A 22376-nucleotide genomic window follows, 5' to 3' on the forward strand; every position below is an offset into this window, starting at 1 on the left:
CCTGTTGTTTAAACGACAACCTCCACCACCCGCGCGCCCCCGGCGCCCACGGCCACCTGGGGGGGCCACGGCCGCGCCCAGCCGGGGGGGTGGGGCGGCGCGGCTGGGGGGCGGCCGGCGGCGCCCGGCATGAGGGTCGGCATCATGGGACCGGTCGGCCGCCCGGTGCGGCAAGCAGAATGGTATGTCATGGGCGCCGACGAAACCGGCCTGCCGGCGCTGGCGCGGCTGCTGGAGACGCTGCCGGCCGAGACCAAAGGCATCGCCTTTGTCGAGATCGCCGATGACGGTGAACGGCAGACGATCGACAATACAACCGGCATCGAGTTGCGTTGGCTGACACGGGACGGCGTGCCGGCCGGCGAGGACAGACTGCTGGCAGAGGCCGTCCGCTCGGTGGCGTGGCCGCAGGGCGGCTCGGCCTTCGGCTGGTTCGCGGCGGAAGCGGCGGCCGCCAAGATCGTGCGCGAATATTGGCGCGATACGCTGGGGCTCGGCCGCGATCAAACGCTGGCCGCGGCCTACTGGCGGCGCGGCTCGGCGGGATTGATGGCTGGCTGAGGGCTGAAGCAAATTTCGATGGCAGCGGACCTAAGAATCGCTGGCGCCGCCCCTTGGCCAGCGAGCACTGGTCCCTAGCCTTTGCGAATGACCGCCGCGCCATCCTCGCCAACACAGATCGCGATCCGATCGCCGGAAACAATGCCCATAGCATCGCACACCACCAGCGGCATGCGGATCTCGTAGAGAAATTCGGCAACGATCGCGCCGACCGCCAGGATCGGGTCCGGCCGCTCCAGAAGAATCCCGATAGGCGCGGTGCCCCTGCGGATCGTCTCGGCCAGGACCGAGGATGAGGACGACGAGCCACGCCCGCTCGGCATGACCAGGATCTTGCCGGCGACATTCTGGCCAAGGCCGGGATGCGAATGGTCCGTTATGTCGCCGGTTTCGGCATCGATGCCGCCCCAGAAGCTGAGCGGTTGCGAAAACACCAGCGCTTGGCCCTGAGCCTCCCCAGCCAGCTGAAAGGTGCCGGTTCGTTCTATCGTCATGAGGCGCTCCGCACGACATGCCCGGCCGCAGCCGAACGGATACAGTCCTTCATCTCGGCGAAAGCGACGGACACGCCGATATTGCCGGGCGCGTAATGCGCCCATTTGCCGGAATTGGTCATCACCACGCCGTCGAGGCGCTTGAGGATCGAGGTGACATAGGTGCAGGTGTCGGCAACCGGGATCAGGCCGAACGCCTCCATGCCAGCCAACGCCCCCTCCGCCTGCAGTCGCGTCAGGGTCGCCCGGCCGGTATTGACATAGATCGGGATGCGCCTGCCCGGCGCGACCTCGCGCAGCATCGGCAGCAGCCGCATCCATTCCTCATGCGAAAAATGCGGCGTACCGAGCGAAACGGCCGCCAGCGGCGCGCCTTCGGGCACGCTCGACAGCCTGGCCAGAGCGTGGTCGATATCGGTGCGGGTGATGCGTATCGTCTCGTCAGGCGCATGGCCCTGGAACGCCTCAACCAGCGTCCGCGCTTCCGGTGTGATGCCGACAGCATGGAACAGCGCCACCGCGCCGGTCGTTGCCGCCGCCGCCCCCAGCGCCTTCAACTGGTCCTCGTCGCGTGGCCGCGGCAGGCCGGCAATCACCGGAATGCGGTCGCCGCTCGCTTGCCCGATCACCAGCCCGATGCCGACGAACAGGCTGTCGCTCGGCTCCAGGTCGGCAATGGCCAGCTCGAACAGGAGCCGGCCGCGCCGGTTCTCGCTCAGATGCAGGCCCCAGGCCGGCGCGCGTCCGGTCATGGCGCAGCACAAATCGATGAAATCGCCATAGCGGTTGGTGCGCGCGCCGATCACCGAATTGGCAAAGACGATGGCATTGGATTCGCCCCAGGCGATCTGCTGGCCGAAGTCTGGCCGGAACCGCGTTTGATAAGGCGCGCAGGTGAAGGTCGCCTCGCAGCCAAGCTCCAGATGCGCCTTCATCAGCCGCCTCGCCGGCACCTCTACCGCCGCCGGCATTTTCACCATGCCGGGATGGATGAGGTCGAACGAGCCGACATTCAATGTCGTCGGCACCTGGACTCGGCCGCCGCCGTCGACCAGCCGCTCGACGAAATCGAGGCCGGCCTTGCCATGGTAGAGACAGCCATCGATATGTGCGCCGGCAATGTCGAGCAGACTGCCTGCCCCGACGGCCTTGGAAAAGGCGATCAGTATCTTCATCGCGGCGGCCGCGGAAGGGCCCTGCTCGCCGTCGAGCATGGATCGGTCCCGCGCACTCAGTTCCAAGGTCATCGGTATGCTCCGGGCTGTGCCGTCTATGCTGTCCCTGATTGCGAACAGTCTGGCAAGAGCCGGTGTGAGCATCAGCCCGGCGCGATCAGCACCGTGCTCTCCGGCGACCAGTGCAGCACCACATCCTGACCTTCCGCCAGCCGTTCCATGCCGGTGTTCTGCACGATCACCTTCAGCGTCTGGCCGGCACGCTCGACGAAGTAGGTGCTGTTGTTGCCGGCAAAGATGCGCTTGGAAATCTGTCCCTTGAGCGTGTTCGAATTGGCCGCATCAGGCGTCCCAGCCTCCGTCGCGATGCGGATGCGTTCGGGCCGCACGGCACAGCTCGCCTTGGCGCCGGCGGCAAGCGTCGCGCCCGCGCCGGCGGCAATCGCCGTGCCGTCCGGCAGCCGGATGCCGTTGCCCGTCGAGTCACCACGAAAGATGTTGGCGTCGCCTAGGAAGGTGGCGGCGAACTCGCTCTTCGGCCGATCGTAAATCTCCTCCGGTGGCCCTTCCTGCACCAGCCTGCCGTCGCGCAGGATGCCGATGCGGTCGCTCATCGTCAGCGCTTCTTCCTGGTCGTGAGTGACGAAGATGGTGGTGATGCCGATCTCGCGCTGGATGCGCTTGAGCTCGATCTGCATATCGACACGCAGCGCCTTGTCGAGCGCGCCGAGCGGCTCGTCGAGCAAGAGCACGCGCGGCTTGGTGACGATGGCACGGGCGAGCGCTACGCGCTGGCGCTGCCCCCCAGAGAGTTGGTGCGGCCGGCGGCCACCGAGCTTGCCGAGTTGCACCAGATCGAGCGCGCGCTGCACCTCGGTAGCGATGGTCGCCTTGGCCTCGCCGCGCACCGACAGGCCGAAGGCAACATTGTCGGCGACGCTCATATTGGGAAACAGCGCATAGTTCTGGAACACCATGCCGATGCGACGTTTTTCGACCGGCACCCGCTCGACGCTCTCGCCGCCGATGGTGATGCGGCCTGAATCGGGGAAATCGAAGCCGGCAATCTGCCGGAGCAGCGTAGTCTTGCCGCTGCCCGATGGCCCAAGCAGAGCATAGAAACCGCCATCGGCGAAATCGATGGAGACGTCGTCCAGCGCCTTGTGCGCGCCGAAGCTGCGCGAGACGTTCGATACCTGCACGCCGGCCATTATTTTTCTCCGCCGAATTTGAAGAACCTTGCCGTCAGCAGCATCAGCGCCATCGACACGACGATGATGATCGTCGAGACCGCATTGATCTCGGGCGTGAAACCCTTGCGGATCGCGGCGTAGATTTCGACCGGCAGTGTCGTCTGCCCCGGCGTCGCCAGGAAATAGGACACCACGAACTGGTCGAACGAGACGGCGAACGCAAACAGTCCGCCGGCAATGACGCCAGGCATGATCCACGGCAGCGTCACGCGCCGCGTCACCTGCCACTGGTTGGCGCCGAGCGATCGCGCGGCCTCTTCCAGCTCCGGCGCGAAGGTCTGCAGCCGGGCCGAAACGACGACGATGACATAGGGCAGCGCCAATGCGACATGGCCGAGAAGGATCGCGTGCAGGCCGCGGCCGATGCCGACGCCGAAGAAGAAGATCAGCATCGCCGTGCCGGTGATGAGCCACGGTATGGCGATCGGCGGAAACAAAAGCGCCTGCAGGAATTTCTTGCCGTGAAACTCATAGCGATAGAGCGCCAGCGACGCCGCCGAGCCGAGCACCGTGCAGATGACGGTAGCGATGACGGCGATTTCGACACTGTTCCAGGTGGCGGCGATCAGCTGGTCGTTTTGCCACAGCGACGCGTACCATTCGGTCGTCCATTCGAACGGCAATTGGTAGAAGGGCGAGACGTTGAACGACATCAGCGCCATGATGATGATCGGTAGATAGAGGAAGGCAAGCAGCAGCCAGATGTAGAGGCGGCCGAACCATTCGAGGATGCGGGTGGTGGCCGTCACGCGGCCCTCCTCAGCACCGGTGAGGCCACCGCCAGGATGACCAGCACCACCGCCAGCAGGATGAAGGAGAGCGCGGCACCCAGCGGCCAGTTGAACACGGCGACGAACTGGTCCTCGATGACCGTGCCGTAGAAGGTGCCGGTACGACCGCCAAGGATGCGCGGTTCCATGAACGAACCGACGACCGGCACGAAGATCAGTGCCGCACCCGCCACCAGCCCCGGCATCGACAGCGGGATGATCACCCGCTTCAAGACCTGCAGCCGCGAGGCGCCAAGCGAGCGTCCGGCCTCGATCAGCGAGTCGTCGATGGCCTGCAGGGTGAGATAGCAGGTCAGCACCATATAGGGCACGTAGGAATGCACCAGCCCGATGATGACGGCCGGATAGGAATACATCAGGTCGATGTTGATCTTGAACGGCAGCACGGCGTTGAGTGCGGTGTCGAGGATGCCGCCCTCGCGCAGCACCATCGCCCAGGAGAAGATGCGCACCAGCCCGTTCGACCAGAACGGCAGGATGACGAGCAGGAAGATGGCCTCACGGCTGCGCCCTCTCAGCACCTTGGCCAGCACATAGGCCGCAGGGTAGCCGATGATGACGCACCACAACGTCACCTCGAGACCGAGGCGCAGCGAGGCCAGCAGCAGTGTCAGATAAAGGCTTTGCGAAAAGAAGGCGGCATAGTTGCCAAGGGTGAAGGCCCACGGTTTTTCCGACAGCGGCAGCTCGGTCATGAACGAGAAGAAGACCATGGCCGAGAGTGGTAGGAAGATCGCCACCGTCAGCCAGAGATAAGCCGGCGCCAGCAGCGGCAATGCCGATCTCAGCCCGCTGCGCGACGCTGTTGCAGCTGCCATGACAGCCTCCTCCGCAGGATTCGTAGAACCAGCCGGCGCGAACCGCCGGCTGGCCCGGATGTCGGCTTTATTTCACGTCGACCTTAAGCTGCTGCCACAGCGCCAGATAGGCCTCCCGCTGTGCGTCGGTGATCGGCGCCTGGAACTGGATGCGCTTGGCCACTTCGGGATCACCCATCACCTTGCGGTTGAAGGCATCCTCGGGCAGCGCTCCCACCGCCTTGGTGTTGGCTGACACCGGCGCACCGACCTTGGTGACCCATTCGACGTAGAATTTGGGGTCGATCATGTAGTTGATGAAGGCCTCGGCCCCGGCGACGTTCTTGGCGCCGACCGGGATCGAAAACGCGTCCAGCCAGGCGACGGCGCCTTCCTGCGGCACGACCAGCGAAACCGGCAGCTTGAAATGCGTCTTGGCGCGATCGGCCGAGCCGCTCCAATAGGTGCCGATGTCGATCTGGTTGGAGGCGACCATCTGGTTCCAGTCGTTCTCCGAACTCCAGAAGGTCTTGATCTGCGGCATCAGCGAGGTGAGCTTCGCCTTGACCGCATCCATATCCTTGATGTCATTGATGTTCTGGCCGGTGGCGATGGCGCCGAACTGGACCGCCTCGACGGCGTCGTCGCGAATGACGACGCGGCCCTTGTGCGCGACATCCCACATCTCGGCGATGCTCGTCGGCGGCTTGTCGAAGGATTTTTCGTTGATGGCGAGCGCCGTCAGGCCCCACACCCACGGCACGCCATAGACCTTGCCATCATGGACGAGCATCGGCGATCCCGCCTTGTCCTTGCTGATGTCGGCATAGTTCGGCAACTTGGAGACGTCGATGGGCTGGATCAGTTTCCCGGCCATCGCCTGGTCGTTGAAGGCGGCATTGATCATGACCACGTCGTAGAGCCCGGGATTGGTCCGGATCTTGGTCAGCATTTCCTGTTCGGAATTGAAGAAGTCGTTGACGACCTTGTTGCCGGTCGCCTTTTCGAAAGCCTCTACGGCCCACGGCTCGTCGGTGCCGTAACCCTTCCAGTTGAGCACATGCACTTCGTCGGCCTTGGCGGCGAAGGCGAGCGCGGAGGTAAAGACGGCGGTCGCCGTCACAAGAGCAGTCAAGTCAGGCATGCGCATGTTGGTTCCTCTCTGTGTTTGCCCGCTTCCCGGGCTTGTCAGGCTTCCGGCAATTATGCATTGGCCTTCTGTGTCCGGCCTGCGCCCGATGGATCGGCGGCATGGCTCAGGAATGTCTGGATTTCGTGATCGGTCGGCGCTGACGAGCCGCCGTGGCGAGTGACCGAAATCGCCGCCGCCGCATTGGCATAGCGCGCCGCCTCGAAGGGCGGGATACCGCGCGCCAGCGCGCTGACGAAAGCCCCGATATGGGTGTCGCCGGCGCCATTGGTATCGATGGCGGTGACCGTATAGCCGGCAATGGTCCGCGCTGACCCGTCGACCAACCTGATATGGCAGCCCTTTGCGCCGGCGCGGATGACCACGCCGGCAGCCTGCGGACAATGGTCGTCCAGAAGCCGCGCCGCGACGGCCTCGACATCGCCCGGCCCGGCAATCTCGGCCGCCTCCGTCGTGTTGCAGCTCAGCCATGTCGTGCGGGCAAGCACGCGCGACAGGATCGGCCGCGGAATGTCCGAGATGACCGGCGTCGGGTCGAAGGCGAAAGGTGTTTCAGCAGGCAACGCCTCGATCCAGTCGGTGAGCGCGTCGCGGCTTGCGGGGTAGCTCAGCGTGTAGCCGGAGGTGAACACCCAATCATCAGGCGCGACCATCACCGGCGCCATCATGTCGAGGCTGAGCACGCTTTCCGCACCTGGCCACGACACGAAGGTGCGTTCGGCGTCGCTCGAGATCATGGCGACGCAATTGCCGCTGTCCATCAGGGGCGATGGCGGCGTCAGTGTCTCGATGCCCTCCGCGGCGAAAGCGGCGCGCAGGAAGTCGCCGTTCGGCCCGCTGCCGAGCTGGCCGCCGAAAACCACCTTCGTCCCGGTGCGGCTGGCCGCGACCATCATGTTGAAGCCACCGCCGGCAACCTGGGCGAAGCTCGACGCCGTCTTTTCCATACCGGGCGCCGGCAAGGCGTCGATGCGGTAGACATAATCGACCACGGCACTACCGACATGGACGAGACGCCCGGTCATGCCGCCGCGTCCTTGCCGGAACCGGTTTTCGCCACTCGTGCCGTCACGAGGTCGGCCGCAAGCGCGCGAACCTCTGACATGTCGATGCCCTTCAGCCGCGCGATATGCTGCTGCGGCAGGCGCGAGAAACCGGTGCAGGCGCCGGCCATGCCGGCGGCGATGGCGCCGATCGTGTCGGTGTCGCCACCGAGATTGGCGCTGATGATGGCTGCCTGCCATGGATCGCCATCGGCAACTTCCAGCACGGCGAAGGCCGCCGGAACGGATTCCTGGCTGGCGACGCCGGTGCCGACCAAATCGGTGATCAGCCGGATCGCATCCCTGATCGCCTTGCCGCGCACGATGTCCTGTGCCCAGACGATACGCGTGGCGATGTCACCGCCGGTGATCCAATGGCCGAGCGTCGCCCCTCGCCTCGCCGCCGCGACGGCGCTGGCGGAAGCATCGCGCCAGCCGCCGCCGGCGACGCCGCGGCTGACAGCGGCGGCAACGGCAGCGGCGGAAGCGATAGCTATCGAGGTGTTGTGCGTTGCCCGGCAGGTCTCAGCCACCTTGGCAACGAACGTCTCCAATGGTTCGGTTGGCATCATGATGCCAACCGGCGCGACGCGCATGGCCGCACCGTTGGTGTCGCCGCTGCGTCCCGCTTCCTCGGCCGGCACGCCATTGTTGATGGCGTCGATGGCGCGTTTGGTCGATGGTCCCAAAAGGTCATAGCTGCCGCGCGCCTTGACCTCGCGTTCCCAGTCGAGCAGCGCATTGACCCAGCGCGCGTGATCGAAGCGGTCGCCGGATTCGACGAGAATGCGGCCGAGCAGCAGCGCCTGTTCGGTGTCGTCGGTGATGGTGCCGGCAGCCAGTCCCTTCGACACCGGATGATCGGCGAAAGGCGCGATGAAATCCTCGACATGACCATAGAGTTCGGCAATGCGGGCTGGCGACAAAAGCTGCGTCGGCATGCCGAGCGCGTCTCCAAGCGCCCCGCCAACAAGCGCGCCCATGGCGCGATCGAGCGGGTCCTTGGCTTTGTCCGGCATCGCTCAGAACCTCATATGCAGCGCGAAATGCGCGGGGTTGAGCAGGCTGGTGACATATTCGATCGGCCGGTCGTCGACGGCGCGTGTCAACCGGCGGCCGCGCAGGAACGGTGTGCCTTGCGGGCAGCCGAGGATGGCGGCGTCCTCGGCGTTGAGCATCTCGATCTCGACCCATTCCTCGCCGTGGTCGGGAATGAGGCCGGCGGCGCGCAGCGTCTGGTGCAGCGAGCCCTCGCGCAATCCGCGCAACGGCACGTCCTCAAGCTCGGATGACAATGGCAGCCGGCTGCGCTCGATGGAGATCGCATGGCCGTCGCTGGCGCTGGTGCGCACCCGATCGACGGCGATGAAGAACGGGCTTTCGATACCAAGCAGCGCGGCCAGATCGGTGTCCTCGATGACCTCCAGCCGCAGCGTCCGGGTCTCGGCATTGGCTCCGGCATTGGCCAGTGCCCGCGACCAGCCGATGGCGTCATCGACCGGCTTGCCGTCGAAGGTGACGAACGAGCCGATGCCGACCTTGGTGGTGATCAGCCCGCGGCTGGACAGTTCCTCGAGGCCCTTGCGGACCGTATTGCGGCTGACGGAGAAGCGTTGGACAAGCTCGTTCTCGCTTTGCAGGCGGTCGCCGAAGCCGAGAACGCCAGAGCGGATTTCATGTTCGAGAACGGTGGCGATCTGCTCGGGCTTGCCCGTGCCGGGAGACAGTTGAACCGCGCGCCTCTTCATATGGGTACCTGTTCAGTGAACCTGTATAACCCTGTTCAATACAGAGACACGGATGCCCTGTCAACGGATGCCTGAGGCAAGCCAAACGGGGCAGAAAATTTCGGAATGCCAGCAGGGCGCACCGACAGGCCGGCCAAATATGGGTCTGGAAAAGCCGACCACCGATCGCTGAAAAGATCGCGATCAATCAAGATGATAAAGGCGAGTCTTGATTCAATTTTGGCCGCACGCGCTACGGCATCGACACTTCACGAGGCTCAACGAGGATATCCGCCTCGATCGCGGCGTTGATGAATGCCGCCCGTGCCGCCGAGGCTTCTTTCTTTCCCTCGAGTACGGCCAGGCAGACTTTGCGGGCAACCATATGCCTTTGCCCCGTCGCAACCGGCCAGCGGTTCATCAGGATGTCGGCAGCCTGAGCGACCCGCTCCACATTGAAGATCGAGTTTCGCGATCGGCCGAGCGCAATCCTGACCGGCTCATCGAAACGCTGGTCTTGCACTACCCCACCTCCCGGAATCGAACGTGCCGACCCAATTCCCTGTATTGTGATAGGTTCCGGAGGAAAGGTGCAAGATGTCCGATTCCAGTGGCCAGAAAAATCCCAGGCTGATCGTCGTGGTTGCGTTCGATCGCGGCGAGGATGGCGAATTATTTCCATCCTTTGGACCCGCCGACCAGCAGAGCGAGGATCGCGCCATACGCACCGCCAGGGCATTGGCTGCAAAGCATGCCGGTGTCATCGCCTGGAGCCGCGAGGCCGACCCGACACTGGGCGAATACGGCCCGCCGAACACCCTCTTCGTCAGCGGCGACGTACCTGACATGGAGTAATCTATTGGTTCCGGGACCAAGCGCAACGGTGGGACCCAAGCCCAGTCACCATCAGGCAAAAGCCCGCCGCGGTGAAACCGGGCGGGCCTTGGAGGAGGACAAGGGGTGGAACCCTCTCCTCTTCTTTTCCACAGGGGGTGTGGACCGCGATCACCATACGAGGGTTTTGTCGAATGCCGCATCACAATGCGGTGCGCGGCCCCCCGGTGCGGTCACGGGATTGCGATCACCGGCTAAATGCGCCCGAGGACGACAAGGAGGATGACAATCAACAGCACAAGCCCCAGCCCGCCGCCGCCATAGTAGCCAGTTCCGTAAAACGGACCGCCGCCGAGGCCGCTGAAGCCGCCAAGTAGCGCCAGGATAAGAATGACGATAAGTATGGTCCCGAGGCCCATGGATCTCGCTCCTCTCTGCGCTTGGCGTGCCGGTTCCGGCGTCAAGCTTTGGCGATATTGCCCAGAGATGAACGGTTTGAACGCCTTTGCGTTCCGCCCAAGGTCGAGGTTGGATTGCCCAGGAACAATCAGCACCGCACACACGGAAAGCCCGCCAGGGCTGCGGGCTTTTCGTCCGCCGGAGGCCGCCGACGGTCAATTTGCAGGCCGGCGGGCCGGCCACGTGAAAAAGCTGCCGGCGTGAATGCAGGCCGAACGGCGTCCCTGGTGTCAGACGATCCAGTAAAACAGCCTGTAGTGGACGCGCTTCATGTAGTCCCGGTACTCCGGCGCGGCGGCCAGCAGCGCCTCTTCGCGCAAGATGCGATGCACCTGGAAGAAGGTGATCACGGCGTAGACGGCAAGATTGTAGATGGAAAAGGCCGATAGCAGGAACAGGACATGACCGATGAGGTAGCCGGCATAGATCGGGTGCCTCACCAGACGGTAGGCACCGCCGGTCATCACACCGCGATTGCCCGGCAGAATGGCAAACGAACGCCCCAGCGATATCTTTCCCCAGATCACGAACCCCAACGCCAAGGCTTGCAGCGGCGCGGCGGCATAGACCGGGATGATGGCTGCCCCAGGCTCCAGGTCGATGAAGCCGACACCGAAGCTGGCGATCACGGAGACAACCACCGTGAGCGGGTTCCAGTCGCGAACCTGCGGTCGCCGCGACAGAAGCAGCCAGGTAAAAGTCAGGACCTCGGAAATCGCCACCAGCGCAACGTTGAGGCGGGTTGGATCGAGCATGAGGTGATACACGCCGCGGTAGACGAACATCCCCGCGAAAGCCAGCGCGCAGATCCGAAAGAAACCTTCCCGCAAATCGACCAGGATTTCGTGCTTTCGGACCGCGGACAATATCCTGTGGTCATTGATGTGCGAAAGGGTTTCGCTTTTTGATATGAGCAAGGCAAGCACCCCAATGATCCATCAGGGCAACCTTTGCATGCAACCATTGCCGGGCGGTTAATCAACAAGATCAGATCGGCATTAAACGGGATATGACGCCACCGGGGATGCAGCGCGGAACGCCTTTGCCGCTCGCAAGAAGTTCGGCCATCACCATGGCAGCACGCAGGTCCGATCCATCCCGCTCTGCAATTTATGCTTGCATTTTTGGAACAAATAAAGAACAATGTGCAGAACACCGCTTAAGCGGACAAAGGTGTTCGGGGGGACCAGCGAAATGGCGCGTTGGAAAGGTGTGGGGCTGGCTGCCGCCGTAAGCGGATTATCCGCGCTGACGAAAAAAGCCCTTCCATGGGTGCGCTGGTCGTTGGTAAGCCTTGTCGTCCTCCTTGTCCAGAACACGTCCGCACACGCCGCCGGCAAGGACTACGCCGTATGCTTCAGCGACCGCGAGATCGGTGCCGACCAGCTCATTGCCGCCTGCGCACCGATTGCCGACGACAAGACCGAACCGTCGCGGAACCGTGTTATCGCCTATTTCCATCGCGGCCTCGCCTGGGACGACAAGCATGATTACGACCGGTCGATCGCCGACTACAGCGAGGCGATCATGCTCGATGCTAGAGAGGCCTCAGTCTACTTCAACCGCGGGGCTGCCTGGTACAACAAGGGGGAAAACGACCGCGCTATCGCTGATTTCAATGTCACCATCAGCCTCGAGTCCGGCTCCGGCGATGCCTACTACAGCCGTGGCCTGGCCTTCTTTCGCAAAGGCAAGACCGACGCGGCCATTATCGACTTCGAGCAGGCGCTCACTGTCGATCCGCAAAACCACAATGCGCGCAACAGTCTCGGCGCCACATGGCAACGCAAGGGCGACCACGACAGGGCTATCGCCGAATATGACGAGGCGATCCGCCTCGATCCACAAGACGTCACAGTGTATGTCAACAGAGGCATCGCCCACGCTTCCAAGGGCCATTACGACCTTGCGATAGCTGATTTCGACCATGCCGTCAGCCTCGATCCGGAAAGCGTCGACGCCTATGCCAATCGAAGCGCTGCCTGGATTGGCAAGAGCGACTGGCCGCGCGCACTTGCCGATGCCAATCGGGCGATTGAGCTCGCCCCCGACAGCGCGGACGGCTACTACAACAGAGCCGTCGCCTGGACGAATACAGGCGACAATGATCGCGCCATAGCTGATTTCGACAAGGTGATTGACGTCAACGCGAAGGACGCCGCCGCCTATTTCGGCCGCGCGCTCGCGTTGACCCGCAAAGGCGATCGTGACCGCGCGGCCACCGACTGCCGAAAAGCCATGGAACTCGACCCAAAAAGGTCCGGCGCCTGCAACGAGCAGGTGACAGGCGGTGAAGCTCCGTCTGCGGAAGCACCGATGGCCGCTCCACAGCAGGACAATTCAGCAGCTATCGCCTGGAATCTGCAGCGGGGGTTGGACCAGCAGATTCAAGGCTATGTCGGAGGAGCGATAGACTCGTTCAGCTTTGTAGTCGGGCTCGATCCCCACAATGCCGAAGCCTATTATGATCGCGCCTTGGCCAAGGCGTCTGTAGGAGACTATGTGGATGCTGCTGCCGACTGTAGACAAGCAATCAAGCTCGATCCGAAGCGGACAGGTACCTGCAACGAACAGGTCGCAGACGACAGGGTCCAGCCAGTCGAACCCGCTGCAACGGAAAAGATCGGAGATCCCGGCGCCGCCAAAATCCTGATCGAGCGCGGCATGGTGCGGCTGTCTAAGTATGGCATCGAGGGCGCCATTCTCGATTTCGACAGCGCCATCAGCCTCGATCCGAACAATGCCGATGCCTATTTCAGCCGCGGTCGCGCCAAGACACTGAAGGGAGATCTGGCCGGAGCGGCGGCGGATTGCCGGCACGCCATCGACCTCGACCCTGATAGGACGGGAAGCTGTCGCGAACATGATGCGAACGTCGAAGGCAAGCCGCCCGCAATTGCGGATGCGCCAAAGGCCCAAGCCGCCGTTCCCGACATGGCGGCCACGGAAGACACGCTGGCAGCAAAGGCCCTGGAGTCTACAGACCGGCGCGCGCTGGAAGCGATCCTGGGCGGCGATGCCTTCCTGGACATGGGCAAATACGACCAGGCGATTGGCGCATATGGCAAGGCGATCGCGCTCGATCCGAACAACCGGTTTGCCTATTTCGGCCGCGGCAAGGCCTGGGCCGCCAAGCGCGATTACGAGCAGGCGATCGCCGACTTCGACAATGTCATCCACCTCGCCCCCAATATGGCGTCGGCGCATGCTCGCCGCGGCCTCGCCAAGGTCACCTCAGGCGATACCGATGGCGCTCTTGCCGACTGCGACCGGGCTTCAACACTCGATCCAAAGGTGCGCGACGCTTACTTCTGCAAAGGCATGGCCTTGCACGCCAAGGGCGACCCGGCGCGCGCGATCGCTGCCTATTCGGTAGCCATCGAGATCGATCCGAAGGACGACGCCAGCTACTATGGGCGCGGCATGGCGCGGGCCGACAGGAAGGACTATGACGAGGCCATCGCCGACTTCGGCCACGCAATCAAGCTCGACCCCGACAATGCGGACTACCTCGTCAGCCGTAAGGCGGCGTTGGCGGCGCTGGGACAGGACGACGCGGTTGGCACCAAACCTGCCACTCCGCGGGACGCCGGCAATAGCACCAAGTCCGGCGGCAAGCGTTCCGCCGTCAGGATGGCGGAACTCATCCAGGCGACAGACCCGCGCGTTCTGGTCGAGGTACAGCAAGGCGACAGCCTGTCGAACTCGGGTAAGTATGATCAGGCAATCGGCGCGTATGGCAAGGCGATCTCGCTCGACCCCGACAGCCCCCTCGCCTATTTTGGCCGTGGCAATGCCTGGTCCGCCAAGCGAGTGTATGACCGGGCGATTACCGACTATGATCAGGTGATCCGGCTCGTACCGGACCTGCTCTCTGCCCATGTTCGCCGGGGCATGGCCAAGGCCACGTCCGAGGATGCCGAAGGTGCTCTTCTCGATTGCGGCCGGGCCGCCATGGTCGATCCGAAGCTGCTGGATGCCTATTTCTGCATAGGCATGGCCTGGCACGTCAAGGGCGACGCCGGGCAAGCGATCACAGCCTACTCGGCGGCGATCGAAATCGATCCGAAGGATGCTCCCAGCTATTATGGACGTGGCATAGAAAGGGCCGACAGCAAGGACTACAGCGGCGCCATTGCCGACTTCGACCAGGCGATAGAACTCAATCCGGGCAACCGCGATTACGCGGTCGCCCGCAAGGCGGCGGTGACTGCGTTAAAGAAAGGGGCCGCCGCGCCGGATGCCGTCGGCTCTGATCCCAAGAACCTCAAGGCTTTCATGGATCGCGGCGATGCGTTCTACACGAAGCGCAAATACGATCGCGCGATTGCCGAGTACAGCCGCGCGATCGCGCTCGATCCAAGAAAGGCGGCCGCCTATGTCGGGCGAGGACTGTCGCGCGCCGAGAAGGGCGACTACGATGGTGCCATCGATGACTACGGCAAGGTGATCGAACTCTATCCGGCCTATTTCGACGCTTACCTCGGCCGCGCCATCGCCTTGGGCAAGAAGAACGAACTGGATCGCGCCATCGCCGACTACAACCGCGCGGTCGAAATCGAACCTGGCTACGCACCTGCCTATTTCGGGCGCGGCAGCACCTGGTTCGCCAAGGGCGACTACGATCAGGCCATCGCCGACTACGACCAAGCGCTCAAGCTCGACCCAAAGCTGGCCATCGCTCGCAAAGGCCGCAAGGTGGCAGTGGCGGCGAAAGCGAACGCCTCAAAGACATCAGACGAAGCCGCTGGCCAGGCTAGTGATGAGGCGATCGAGCCAAGTAGCGGTTCGCCAGCCGCGCAGGCGTTCAGCAAGGGCTGGACGCTGCACGAGAGGGACGACTATGACGGCGCCTTAGCGCTTTACGACAAGGCGATCGCGCTCTTTCCGGCGTTCCATGATGCCTATCTGGCCCGAGCGATGGTCTGGGAGGCCAAGAGCGACTACGCTCATGCCGTCGCCGATTACAGTCAGGCAATCACGCTCAATCCGAATTTTGCCGATACTTACTACGACCGTGGTCAGAACCGCGGTTTCCAAAGAGATTACGATGGGGCGCTTGCTGACTACGGAAAAGCCATCAGTCTCAATACCAAGGACGCAAGGGTTTACGCCGATCGGGGCCTCATCTTGATGGGCAGGCATGAGGACGTCGCAGCGTTGCGTGATTTCGAAAAGGCCCTCAGCCTCGATCGCAAGAACCCCTTTGCCTATTTGGGCCGGGGCGTCATTCGGATCAGCAAGGCGGATTATGACGGGGCCATCGCCGATTTGAGCCAGACGATAAAGCTCAAACCGGATTTCGCCGCCGCCTACAAAGTGCGGAGCAGAGCATGGGACGCCAAGGGCAACCACAAGCGCGCCGAGACCGACCGCAAGAAAGCGCTGAGCCTCGGGGCGAAATAGAGACAAGGTTCGGGAGGGCTGCCAGATGTCGCGTTGGAGGGCTTTGAGCGTGGCGGCGGTCGCCGCTTTGTCCTTCGTTGCAGTGAAGGTGTTGCCCTGGGTGGTCGGCTTTGCCGGCGGTAAATATCTCTACCAGACGGTGGCGGGTTCGCCCGATCCACAAACGCTGACCACAGCTCAGGTAAGGGAACAGATTGAGAGCCAGGGAAGCCAAATCTTCAAGGCAATCAAGCAGGAGTTTCCAGACGACTACGACGCCGTCGTGGAAAAGATCACGGCCGTGGCCAGACTTGGAAATGTCGATCAGATGCGAAATACGAGCAGGATGGCTGTCGCCGATCTCAGGCGAAGATACGCACCCCTGCTGTCCTCGGCTCCGGATGGCAAAGCCGCCGAAGCGCTGCGTGCACAATCGGATATGCTCAACCATGTCATGGCGCGGGAAACCGCCGCCGTCTGCAACAACTACCTACGTGAAGGGCCGGGCGCACTCAGCGCGCCGGACCAGGATTTCCTGATCGACATGGACAAGGTCGGCGCCACCCTGTTTCATGCCTTCGGTGCAGCGAAGGATGGCGGTCTGCCGGCCGCCGCTGCTAGCGACGGAGACTGGTCGCTGCTGGCCGACGCTTTCATCAATGCTGGCGGCACTCCCGCCGAGATGACTGCCATTGCCAATGTCAGCCGGGACTTCGAAGGTCTCTGCCCGGCCGTGGCAAAACTCTACGCAGCCGCCCTGTCGCTGCAGGGTGAATCCGGACGACACATCAAAACCACTCTGCTCTATGAGATCGTCCGGAATTAGTCGGATCTGCTGATCTGTGTGTCTGACGTAGAGCTGCCGCACTTCGTGAGCTTCTTTGATTGGCCAGCCATTTCCTCGAAGTTCGACGCGAAGAGATAGCCGCCGATCGCGTCCATCTTGGCCGGTTCCATCGTCCCGATGGCGCCGCTTTGGCTGCGCAGATAATGGCCGTCGACCAGCATCTTCAGTGAAGCCTCGATCAGTGCCGGATTAAGCGTATCCTTGTTGGCGGCGACCAATAGGGCTGCCCGCCTCCTCGGGATGATCAACAGCGAACTGATAGCCGCGCCGCGTCGCCTCCGCGCAATTTCGCGCAGAAATGCTGGAGCGCTCATAGACGCCCGACTGCTTGAGAAAATCGATGCAGCCGTAGATCTCGTCCATATGGTCGTCGGTGCCCATCACGTAGAGCGAGAACTGCGCTGCCGCCGGCGCCGCGCACCGCCGCGATGCCGCATCCCTGCGCGGGCCGAGTGGCCCGACAGGTCCGCCAAGCGCATCGGAGCGGCAGATCGGATCATCCGGCTCGCCCGGACAGCCGCGCGAAATGGCAGCCGACAGCACGCGAGTTTGCCGCTGCGCGCCGCCACCACGAAGAGGTCGCGCACAGCGCGCCCAGCGCGCCAAGGATGACGCCGACGAAATCGTCGACCATGGGATATAGGGAAATCTGTGCGCCTGAAAACATCGCCCGCCTCGCTCCGCTGGTATTACCCAGATCAGCTTTTAGGGTCTGCGGGCTTGCCGCCCCGTCTCAGCCCCGACCGTACGGAGCACCCCCGTGGATGCGCGGGTTAATGCACCAATCAAACTGAAGTGAAAGCCATTTTTTCAGCGCGTTGCGCCAAAAAAGCATTGCGCCAGGCCTGGTTCTTGGGTCGAAGCTGCCGATGCTGCTGGAGCGGAATTTTGTCGGGAACCTTCGCTGCCGCGACCTGTTGTCCCCACAGTCGCAATGCGATCACCTTCGTAGAAACAAGCGACGAGTTCACAGAAATGGAGACAAACCATGTTCATGAAAATCATCGCAGCTTCGGCTCTTACCGTCGGTCTGGCCATGTCAGCCATGGCGCAAAGCGCCGGTAGCAACAACGCAAATGGCGATGGCAGCGGCAGCGGGAAGTCGGTGACTGTGGAGCCGAACACCCCGGCTTCGCCGAATACGGTAAGCCCTGGTACTGTCGACCCCGGCATAACCAACAGCACGACCGGCATGCCCGGCGAAATGAATTCGAACGCAGATCGAAATTGCCCGGCCGGCCCGCAGGGCGCGCAGCCTGACGCTACCCACACGTCGCCGGGCACCTCTGCGCCGACGGTCAATGACAACCATTGCGGTAAGTAGGCCATTGCTGGCCACCGAAGAAGCCGCGAGCGCATGCTCCGCGGCTTCTTTGGGCGTCAGCGGAACCGGGCACTCCTAAACAAGGCCAAGCTGGCATTATCGACCTGTTCAAGCGGCGCGGCGCGCCGTCAGCCACCCGGCAGCGTTTGGCGTCCGGCATGTGCATGCCGCAGAAAATCGACGAAGGCGCGCACGGCCGGCGGCGTATGGCGCTGCTTCTGATAGCAGAGGAACCAGCCGGAAAAGGTCGCACACCACTCATCCATCAGCGACACCAGTTTGCCGGCATCGATCAGCGGACGTACCAGCTCTTCCGCCCAGAATGCGATGCCGACGCCCTGCACCGCGGCGGCAATCGCCATGTCGCGGCTAGAGACGATCAGCGGACCGTTGACCGCGACCGAAAACCATTGGCCATCCCTGGCGAATTCCCATCTGTAGGGGCCGGCACTGCCCGGCCGGCACCAGTTGATGCAGCGGTGTTGGTGCAAATCCGCGGGTGCCGACGGCGATCCGTGACGGGCGACGTACTCCGGCGAGGCCACGGCGAGTTGGCGCTGGGTGCCGCCGAGCGCTACGGCGACCATGTCGGCTTCAAGAAATTCACCAAGTCTGGCGCTGACATCATAGCCGGCCTCGACACTATCAATGGCGGCATCGTCGATCGTCACATCGAGCACGATGTCGGGCCAAGCCTGGTGAAAACGGCCGAGCACCGGCTCGAGATAGGTGGTGGCGGCAACACTGGGCATATGGACGCGCAAGATGCCGGCTGGCATGCCACGCAAGGCTATGGCATCGCCGACCGCCGCCTCCATCTCGGCCATGGCCGGCGCGAAGCGCGCGTGTAGGCGCGCGCCGGCTTCGGTCAGCGAGAGGCTACGGGTTGTGCGGTTGAGCAGGCGCAAGCCAAGCCGCGCTTCGAGCTGGCGGATCGTCTGGCTGAGCGTCGATGCGGAAATCCGGAGATCTTCCGCGGCGCGAGCAAAACTGCCATGCGCGACGACAGTGGCAAAGGCCTTCAGCTCCGCATAGTCGCTACCCCGCATTATTTCGGATTCTCCAATGAGTATGATCGAATTCTATCGCATTTTCCGCAGGGCGTCTGTTGCCTAGTTTGAGGACATATCTCGAATGATGCCGATCATCGGCATCGAGCGCATCTGAACTTCTCTTTGAGCAGGAGCAACCAACATGCGGAAACTCAATGGAAAAATCTCCCTGGTGGCTGGCGCCTCCTCGGGCATTGGCGCGGCAACAGCATTTGCTCTGGCGGCGCAAGGCGCGGTCGTCGTGATCGCGGCGCGACGTCGGCAACGGCTCGATGATTTGGCCAAGCGCATCCGTGATGCCGGCGGCGAGGTGCTGGCCATCGAGGCCGACATCACCGACGAGGCGCAAGCAACCGCCATGGTCGGTCGCGTGCTGGAGAGCTACGGCCGATTGGATATGCTGTTCAATGTCGCCGGCGTCGGCGTCGCCGCCCCTTTCCAGAACACCACCACGAGTGAATACCGGGCAATGGTCGATATCAACATTCTGGGTTTGCTCTATACGGTCAACGCAGCGCTTCCGGCGATGAAACGGCAGGGATCAGGCCATATCGTCATCGTCTCGTCGGGCACCGGCCGCTACATCCATCCTTCAGTCGTCTATTCCGGCACCAAGCACGCGGCCAGCGCCATGGCGGAATCGCTGCGCCGCGAAATCGGCAAGGATGGCATTCGCGTCACGGTGATCGAGCCAGGCGCGGTCAGGACCGAATTCACCGCCAACATGCGCGACGATGTTCGGCTGGCGGTCGAGCAAAGGTTGGGCGACATGGAACAGTTGGAGAGCGAGGACATCTCCGCCGCCATGCTCTACGCGGTGTCGCAGCCGCCAAGGGTCAACGTCAACATCCTGACGCTCTACCCAACGCAGCAGGCATGAAAAACCCGCGGCCTGTTCCTAGCCGCGCTTGATTGCCACGTGGCGTATTAAGATGGCGCCAGTCTTTGATATTCGGCGCTCGACGACTGGCACCGAGGCGACAAGGCGCACTGACCGAAAGAGCTTTGGCTGCGATGAAGCCGCTCGACGACCTCGTCGAGCGGCAATGCATGGCAGAATCGCCGGTTGTGAAGCCTACGAAACGGCCTTTTCGCGAACCGGCAGCTTCCAGCCCGGCCTGACGAAGTGGCAGGTGTAGCCGTTGGGATATTTCTCCAGATAGTCCTGATGCTCAGGCTCGGCTTCCCAGAAGGGACCGACCGGCGCCACTTCGGTGACGACCTTGCCCGGCCACAGGCCCGAGGCATCGACATCGGCGATAGTGTCCTCGGCGACGCGCTTCTGTTCGTCGCTGGTGTAATAGATCGCCGAGCGGTAACTCAGCCCGACATCGTTGCCCTGCCGGTTGCGGGTCGTCGGATCATGGATCTGGAAAAAGCGCTCCAGCAGTGTGCGATAGCTGATGATGGCCGGATCGAAATTGATCTCGATGGCTTCGGCATGGTTGCCATGATTGCGGTAGGTGGCGTTGGGCACATCGCCGCCGCTGTAGCCGACACGCGTGGAGATGACGCCGGGATAGCGCCGTATCAAATCCTGCATGCCCCAGAAACAGCCGCCGGCAAGGACTGCGCGTTCGGTCGAAGTCGCCATATCACGTCTCCTCAAAAGCAATTCCGGGCAAAGCGTGTAGCGATTTTCCGTCTGGAATTGCGCAAAAGCAAGTTGGATCTCTCCATAAATGGGCATTGTCTTTTGCTTCGTCCAGCGGACCGCCGACCTGCTTCAGTTGCTCGTTCGGGCGAGGCTGTCGATCGCATTCGGCAATTGCGGCGCGCCGGGCGGTATGGCGGCAAAGCTGACCGCCATAGGCGCCGCTCTGAGCGACCAGTCGAAAAGAACGGTTTTGACCGGGACGTTGCCCAGCCACGCCTGCAGATAGGGTGGCTCGTCGCGCCCAGGCCAGACCAGCAGTATGCCGTGGTCGCGCAGCCGCTCCCTGGTGATCCAGGGGGCGTACCGCATGTTCAGGTCGGTGAAGATCGACGGCTTGTCATAGGCATTGAGGCCCGCCAGCAACGCGATAAGGGTATGGCCGCCGACGATGTCGAGCCGACCTGGCGCGGCCGCGTGCCAGACGGCCTCGGCCTCATCCGATATCTGCCGCGCCGGCCAGCAGACGGCGTCCATGCGTCCACGCAAATTGCATTTCGTCCAGCGGATCCCCGCATAAGCACCAGATATGCCGATAATGCAGACGAACGCGCAAATCGCCAGCTTTCGCATCTCGACGGTGCCGAGGCGGTGGCCCAGCAAGGCAAGCGCCACAACGCCAGCAAGATTGTACATCGGCGCGCCCCAGGCCTCGCCTGCACCGGTGAACAGGGACGCCACCATGACGAGGAGCGCCGGGGCAAGCCCCATCCACAAGAGATAGACGAGGATACCACGCCCAACGGGCTCTTGCGGCGCCGCCGAGCGCCGCAGCAGCCCTGATATCGCGAGCACCAGAACAAAGCCGCAGAGCCCAGCCATCTGGACGCCGATATAGTAAAAGCGGGAACGATGGGCCAGCACCCACTGATCGCGCCAGGCGGCATAGGTCAGCGGCAGGAAATCGACGCGGTTGATTTCGACGGCCAGCGGCGCGGCGACAGCGACGAAAACCACAAGGCCAAGCCATGGCCAAGGCGTGGCGAGCCGACTGCGTGCCCGCGGGTCGGACAACAGCCAGATCGCGCCGAACAGCAACAGCAGGCCGGTGGAAAACTTGGCGTAGAGCCCGAGGCCCGATACGAGTCCGAGCGCAAGCCACCAGCCCGGCCCACCACCACGCCCTGCACGCCACAACAGCCAGCAGATAGCGGCCCAGAAGGGCATCTGCGCGTAGTCATGATTGAACTGCGGGGTCGGCCAGCCGAAGAAATAGAGAGACGGCATCAAAAGCACGGCAGCCAGCGCGCGCTTCTGCCCTATCAGGTCACGGGCCAGCAGATAGACCAGGACGAAAGTCGCCGAGATCATCAGCTGGGCCACGAAATATTGCGGCCAGCGGAACGATCCGGTCAGAAGATGGCTGGTCTCGAGCAGCCATGCGGGAAGCTGTGGATGCTTGTAGGTCAACAGCACCCATTCGCGGCCCCACATGAAGCCTTCGACAACATCGTTGGGCGGTGAGACGTTGACAAGTGCGGGCATCACCGTCCAGCACAATATCTGCATCAGGCACAAAATCGCCAGCAAATACAAGGGATGACGGACTAGACTCGACAAAAGCGATGGAGAATCGACGCCGGCGGCAGGCAATCCCGCCGGCTCCCAGTTGTCCATGGATCCATCTATCCCCGCCATGCGGCGCTTAAATCACATAGTCCGGTTTGACGAACAGCCCGAACATCGAAGCTTACGAAAAAGTATAGCTTTGTGCCGTTGCAGCATCAAGATCGAGCAGGAGTATCCAGGGCGATCGGGTGAGTTAACGCGTGACAAGGGGTTTAGGAGCTGAATCTGTCGAGAGCATCTGATTCTTTGAAGGATGCTTTG

At 62.8% G+C, this 22376-nt stretch carries 22 protein-coding genes, 1 pseudogene and 1 riboswitch; of the genes and pseudogenes, 6 read left to right on the forward strand and 17 right to left on the reverse strand.

Translation table 11 applies throughout. The features are described 5' to 3' along the window. The first annotated feature begins 129 nt into the window (after window positions 1–129). Window positions 130–561, forward strand: coding sequence for a siderophore-interacting protein (locus NKG99_RS32780; RefSeq protein ID WP_352873456.1), 432 nt, complete (start codon window positions 130–132; stop codon window positions 559–561). Between the two features lie 74 nt (window positions 562–635). On the opposite strand, the gene NKG99_RS32785 is transcribed toward NKG99_RS32780, so the two are convergent. The 10 genes from NKG99_RS32785 to NKG99_RS32830 all read right to left on the reverse strand — a co-directional run bounded on the left by NKG99_RS32785 (window position 636) and on the right by NKG99_RS32830 (window position 9514). Beyond that, a complete protein-coding gene (locus NKG99_RS32785) occupies window positions 636–1055 on the reverse strand; it encodes an aconitase X swivel domain-containing protein (protein ID WP_352873457.1) in 420 nt (139 codons plus the stop codon). Continuing rightward, complete coding sequence (locus tag NKG99_RS32790; protein WP_352873458.1) at window positions 1052–2302, reverse strand: aconitase X; 1251 nt, start codon at window positions 2300–2302, stop codon at window positions 1052–1054. Before NKG99_RS32790 ends, NKG99_RS32785 begins: the two co-directional genes overlap by 4 nt. A gap of 71 nt (window positions 2303–2373) precedes the next feature. Further along, complete coding sequence (locus tag NKG99_RS32795) at window positions 2374–3441, reverse strand: ABC transporter ATP-binding protein (protein ID WP_352873459.1); 1068 nt, start codon at window positions 3439–3441, stop codon at window positions 2374–2376. Next, window positions 3441–4232: an ABC transporter permease gene (locus NKG99_RS32800; RefSeq protein WP_352873460.1), complete on the reverse strand. Its 792-nt coding sequence runs from the start codon at window positions 4230–4232 to the stop codon at window positions 3441–3443. Before NKG99_RS32800 ends, NKG99_RS32795 begins: the two co-directional genes overlap by 1 nt. After that, window positions 4229–5092, reverse strand: a complete 864-nt coding sequence (locus NKG99_RS32805; RefSeq protein WP_352873461.1) for an ABC transporter permease — start codon at window positions 5090–5092, stop codon at window positions 4229–4231. The genes NKG99_RS32800 and NKG99_RS32805 overlap by 4 nt, the downstream gene beginning before the upstream one ends. 67 nt (window positions 5093–5159) lie before the next feature. Next, window positions 5160–6221 (reverse strand): ABC transporter substrate-binding protein, encoded by a 1062-nt coding sequence (locus NKG99_RS32810; RefSeq protein WP_352873462.1) that lies wholly within the window; start codon window positions 6219–6221, stop codon window positions 5160–5162. Window positions 6222–6274: 53 nt separating this feature from the next. Then, window positions 6275–7246 carry a PfkB family carbohydrate kinase gene (locus NKG99_RS32815; protein ID WP_352873464.1) on the reverse strand — a complete coding sequence of 324 codons (972 nt, stop codon included), beginning with the start codon at window positions 7244–7246 and terminating at the stop codon, window positions 6275–6277. Beyond that, a complete protein-coding gene (locus NKG99_RS32820) occupies window positions 7243–8283 on the reverse strand; it encodes an ADP-ribosylglycohydrolase family protein (protein ID WP_352873465.1) in 1041 nt (346 codons plus the stop codon). Before NKG99_RS32820 ends, NKG99_RS32815 begins: the two co-directional genes overlap by 4 nt. A gap of 3 nt (window positions 8284–8286) precedes the next feature. Next, window positions 8287–9012: a GntR family transcriptional regulator gene (locus NKG99_RS32825; protein WP_352873466.1), complete on the reverse strand. Its 726-nt coding sequence runs from the start codon at window positions 9010–9012 to the stop codon at window positions 8287–8289. A 232-nt stretch (window positions 9013–9244) separates the two neighbouring features. Beyond that, a complete protein-coding gene (locus NKG99_RS32830) occupies window positions 9245–9514 on the reverse strand; it encodes a DUF982 domain-containing protein (RefSeq protein WP_352873467.1) in 270 nt (89 codons plus the stop codon). A gap of 74 nt (window positions 9515–9588) precedes the next feature. Between NKG99_RS32830 and NKG99_RS32835 the strand changes: the two genes are divergently transcribed. Continuing rightward, on the forward strand, window positions 9589–9846 hold the full coding sequence (locus NKG99_RS32835; protein ID WP_352873468.1) for a hypothetical protein: 258 nt from the start codon (window positions 9589–9591) through the stop codon (window positions 9844–9846). A 233-nt stretch (window positions 9847–10079) separates the two neighbouring features. Here the strand turns inward: NKG99_RS32835 and NKG99_RS32840 are convergent, their stop codons facing one another. Continuing rightward, the gene (locus NKG99_RS32840; RefSeq protein ID WP_352873469.1) at window positions 10080–10244 is read right to left on the reverse strand and encodes a DUF3309 family protein; all 165 of its coding nucleotides are present in this window, start codon (window positions 10242–10244) and stop codon (window positions 10080–10082) included. A 270-nt stretch (window positions 10245–10514) separates the two neighbouring features. Then, complete coding sequence (locus NKG99_RS32845; RefSeq protein ID WP_502911074.1) at window positions 10515–11150, reverse strand: methyltransferase family protein; 636 nt, start codon at window positions 11148–11150, stop codon at window positions 10515–10517. Between the two features lie 328 nt (window positions 11151–11478). On the opposite strand from NKG99_RS32845, the gene NKG99_RS32850 reads away from it, so the two are divergent. Continuing rightward, the gene (locus NKG99_RS32850) at window positions 11479–15690 is read left to right on the forward strand and encodes a tetratricopeptide repeat protein (protein ID WP_352873471.1); all 4212 of its coding nucleotides are present in this window, start codon (window positions 11479–11481) and stop codon (window positions 15688–15690) included. Window positions 15691–15739: 49 nt separating this feature from the next. Continuing rightward, window positions 15740–16495, forward strand: coding sequence for a hypothetical protein (locus tag NKG99_RS32855; RefSeq protein ID WP_352873473.1), 756 nt, complete (start codon window positions 15740–15742; stop codon window positions 16493–16495). Here NKG99_RS32855 and NKG99_RS32860 read toward each other — a convergent pair. Both NKG99_RS32860 and NKG99_RS32865 read right to left on the reverse strand, forming a co-directional pair. Next, the gene (locus NKG99_RS32860) at window positions 16492–16734 is read right to left on the reverse strand and encodes a hypothetical protein (protein ID WP_352873474.1); all 243 of its coding nucleotides are present in this window, start codon (window positions 16732–16734) and stop codon (window positions 16492–16494) included. The two genes, NKG99_RS32855 and NKG99_RS32860, sit on opposite strands and share 4 nt — an antisense overlap. A gap of 47 nt (window positions 16735–16781) precedes the next feature. After that, a pseudogene (locus tag NKG99_RS32865) lies at window positions 16782–17183 on the reverse strand (YkoF family thiamine/hydroxymethylpyrimidine-binding protein); the annotation flags it as partial. Next, a riboswitch (TPP riboswitch) is annotated at window positions 17174–17286 on the reverse strand. (Overlaps the previous pseudogene by 10 nt.) Before the next feature lie 218 nt (window positions 17287–17504). On the opposite strand from NKG99_RS32865, the gene NKG99_RS32870 reads away from it, so the two are divergent. Next, complete coding sequence (locus NKG99_RS32870) at window positions 17505–17840, forward strand: hypothetical protein (RefSeq protein ID WP_352873476.1); 336 nt, start codon at window positions 17505–17507, stop codon at window positions 17838–17840. 128 nt (window positions 17841–17968) lie between these two features. Here NKG99_RS32870 and NKG99_RS32875 read toward each other — a convergent pair whose 3' ends face one another. Beyond that, window positions 17969–18889, reverse strand: a complete 921-nt coding sequence (locus NKG99_RS32875; RefSeq protein WP_352873477.1) for a LysR family transcriptional regulator — start codon at window positions 18887–18889, stop codon at window positions 17969–17971. 145 nt (window positions 18890–19034) lie between these two features. On the opposite strand from NKG99_RS32875, the gene NKG99_RS32880 reads away from it, so the two are divergent. Further along, window positions 19035–19772, forward strand: coding sequence for an SDR family oxidoreductase (locus NKG99_RS32880; protein ID WP_352873478.1), 738 nt, complete (start codon window positions 19035–19037; stop codon window positions 19770–19772). Between the two features lie 195 nt (window positions 19773–19967). Here the strand turns inward: NKG99_RS32880 and msrA are convergent, their stop codons facing one another. After that, on the reverse strand, window positions 19968–20486 hold the full coding sequence (gene msrA, locus NKG99_RS32885) for a peptide-methionine (S)-S-oxide reductase MsrA (protein ID WP_352873479.1): 519 nt from the start codon (window positions 20484–20486) through the stop codon (window positions 19968–19970). Window positions 20487–20618: 132 nt separating this feature from the next. Then, window positions 20619–22163 carry a glycosyltransferase family 39 protein gene (locus NKG99_RS32890; protein WP_352873481.1) on the reverse strand — a complete coding sequence of 515 codons (1545 nt, stop codon included), beginning with the start codon at window positions 22161–22163 and terminating at the stop codon, window positions 20619–20621. Between the last annotated feature and the right edge of the window lie 213 nt (window positions 22164–22376).

The organism is Mesorhizobium sp. M1409 (assembly GCF_040317535.1).
In the GTDB taxonomy this organism is placed as follows: Bacteria; Pseudomonadota; Alphaproteobacteria; order Rhizobiales; family Rhizobiaceae; genus Mesorhizobium.

Excerpts from the sequence above, each read along its gene's own strand:
- NKG99_RS32790 (WP_352873458.1), bottom strand. The coding sequence starts at position 2,302 with ATGACCTTGGAACTGAGTGCGCGGGACCGATCCATGCTCGACGGCGAG.
- NKG99_RS32835 (WP_352873468.1), top strand. The coding sequence starts at position 9,589 with ATGTCCGATTCCAGTGGCCAGAAAAATCCCAGGCTGATCGTCGTGGTT.
- NKG99_RS32805 (WP_352873461.1), bottom strand. The coding sequence starts at position 5,092 with ATGGCAGCTGCAACAGCGTCGCGCAGCGGGCTGAGATCGGCATTGCCG.
- NKG99_RS32810 (WP_352873462.1), bottom strand. The coding sequence starts at position 6,221 with ATGCGCATGCCTGACTTGACTGCTCTTGTGACGGCGACCGCCGTCTTT.
- NKG99_RS32870 (WP_352873476.1), top strand. The coding sequence starts at position 17,505 with ATGTTCATGAAAATCATCGCAGCTTCGGCTCTTACCGTCGGTCTGGCC.
- NKG99_RS32780 (WP_352873456.1), top strand. The coding sequence starts at position 130 with ATGAGGGTCGGCATCATGGGACCGGTCGGCCGCCCGGTGCGGCAAGCA.
- NKG99_RS32890 (WP_352873481.1), bottom strand. The coding sequence starts at position 22,163 with ATGGACAACTGGGAGCCGGCGGGATTGCCTGCCGCCGGCGTCGATTCT.
- NKG99_RS32850 (WP_352873471.1), top strand. The coding sequence starts at position 11,479 with ATGGCGCGTTGGAAAGGTGTGGGGCTGGCTGCCGCCGTAAGCGGATTA.
- NKG99_RS32815 (WP_352873464.1), bottom strand. The coding sequence starts at position 7,246 with ATGACCGGGCGTCTCGTCCATGTCGGTAGTGCCGTGGTCGATTATGTC.
- NKG99_RS32785 (WP_352873457.1), bottom strand. The coding sequence starts at position 1,055 with ATGACGATAGAACGAACCGGCACCTTTCAGCTGGCTGGGGAGGCTCAG.
- NKG99_RS32820 (WP_352873465.1), bottom strand. The coding sequence starts at position 8,283 with ATGCCGGACAAAGCCAAGGACCCGCTCGATCGCGCCATGGGCGCGCTT.
- NKG99_RS32875 (WP_352873477.1), bottom strand. The coding sequence starts at position 18,889 with ATGCGGGGTAGCGACTATGCGGAGCTGAAGGCCTTTGCCACTGTCGTC.
- NKG99_RS32795 (WP_352873459.1), bottom strand. The coding sequence starts at position 3,441 with ATGGCCGGCGTGCAGGTATCGAACGTCTCGCGCAGCTTCGGCGCGCAC.
- msrA (WP_352873479.1), bottom strand. The coding sequence starts at position 20,486 with ATGGCGACTTCGACCGAACGCGCAGTCCTTGCCGGCGGCTGTTTCTGG.
- NKG99_RS32825 (WP_352873466.1), bottom strand. The coding sequence starts at position 9,012 with ATGAAGAGGCGCGCGGTTCAACTGTCTCCCGGCACGGGCAAGCCCGAG.
- NKG99_RS32840 (WP_352873469.1), bottom strand. The coding sequence starts at position 10,244 with ATGGGCCTCGGGACCATACTTATCGTCATTCTTATCCTGGCGCTACTT.
- NKG99_RS32880 (WP_352873478.1), top strand. The coding sequence starts at position 19,035 with ATGCGGAAACTCAATGGAAAAATCTCCCTGGTGGCTGGCGCCTCCTCG.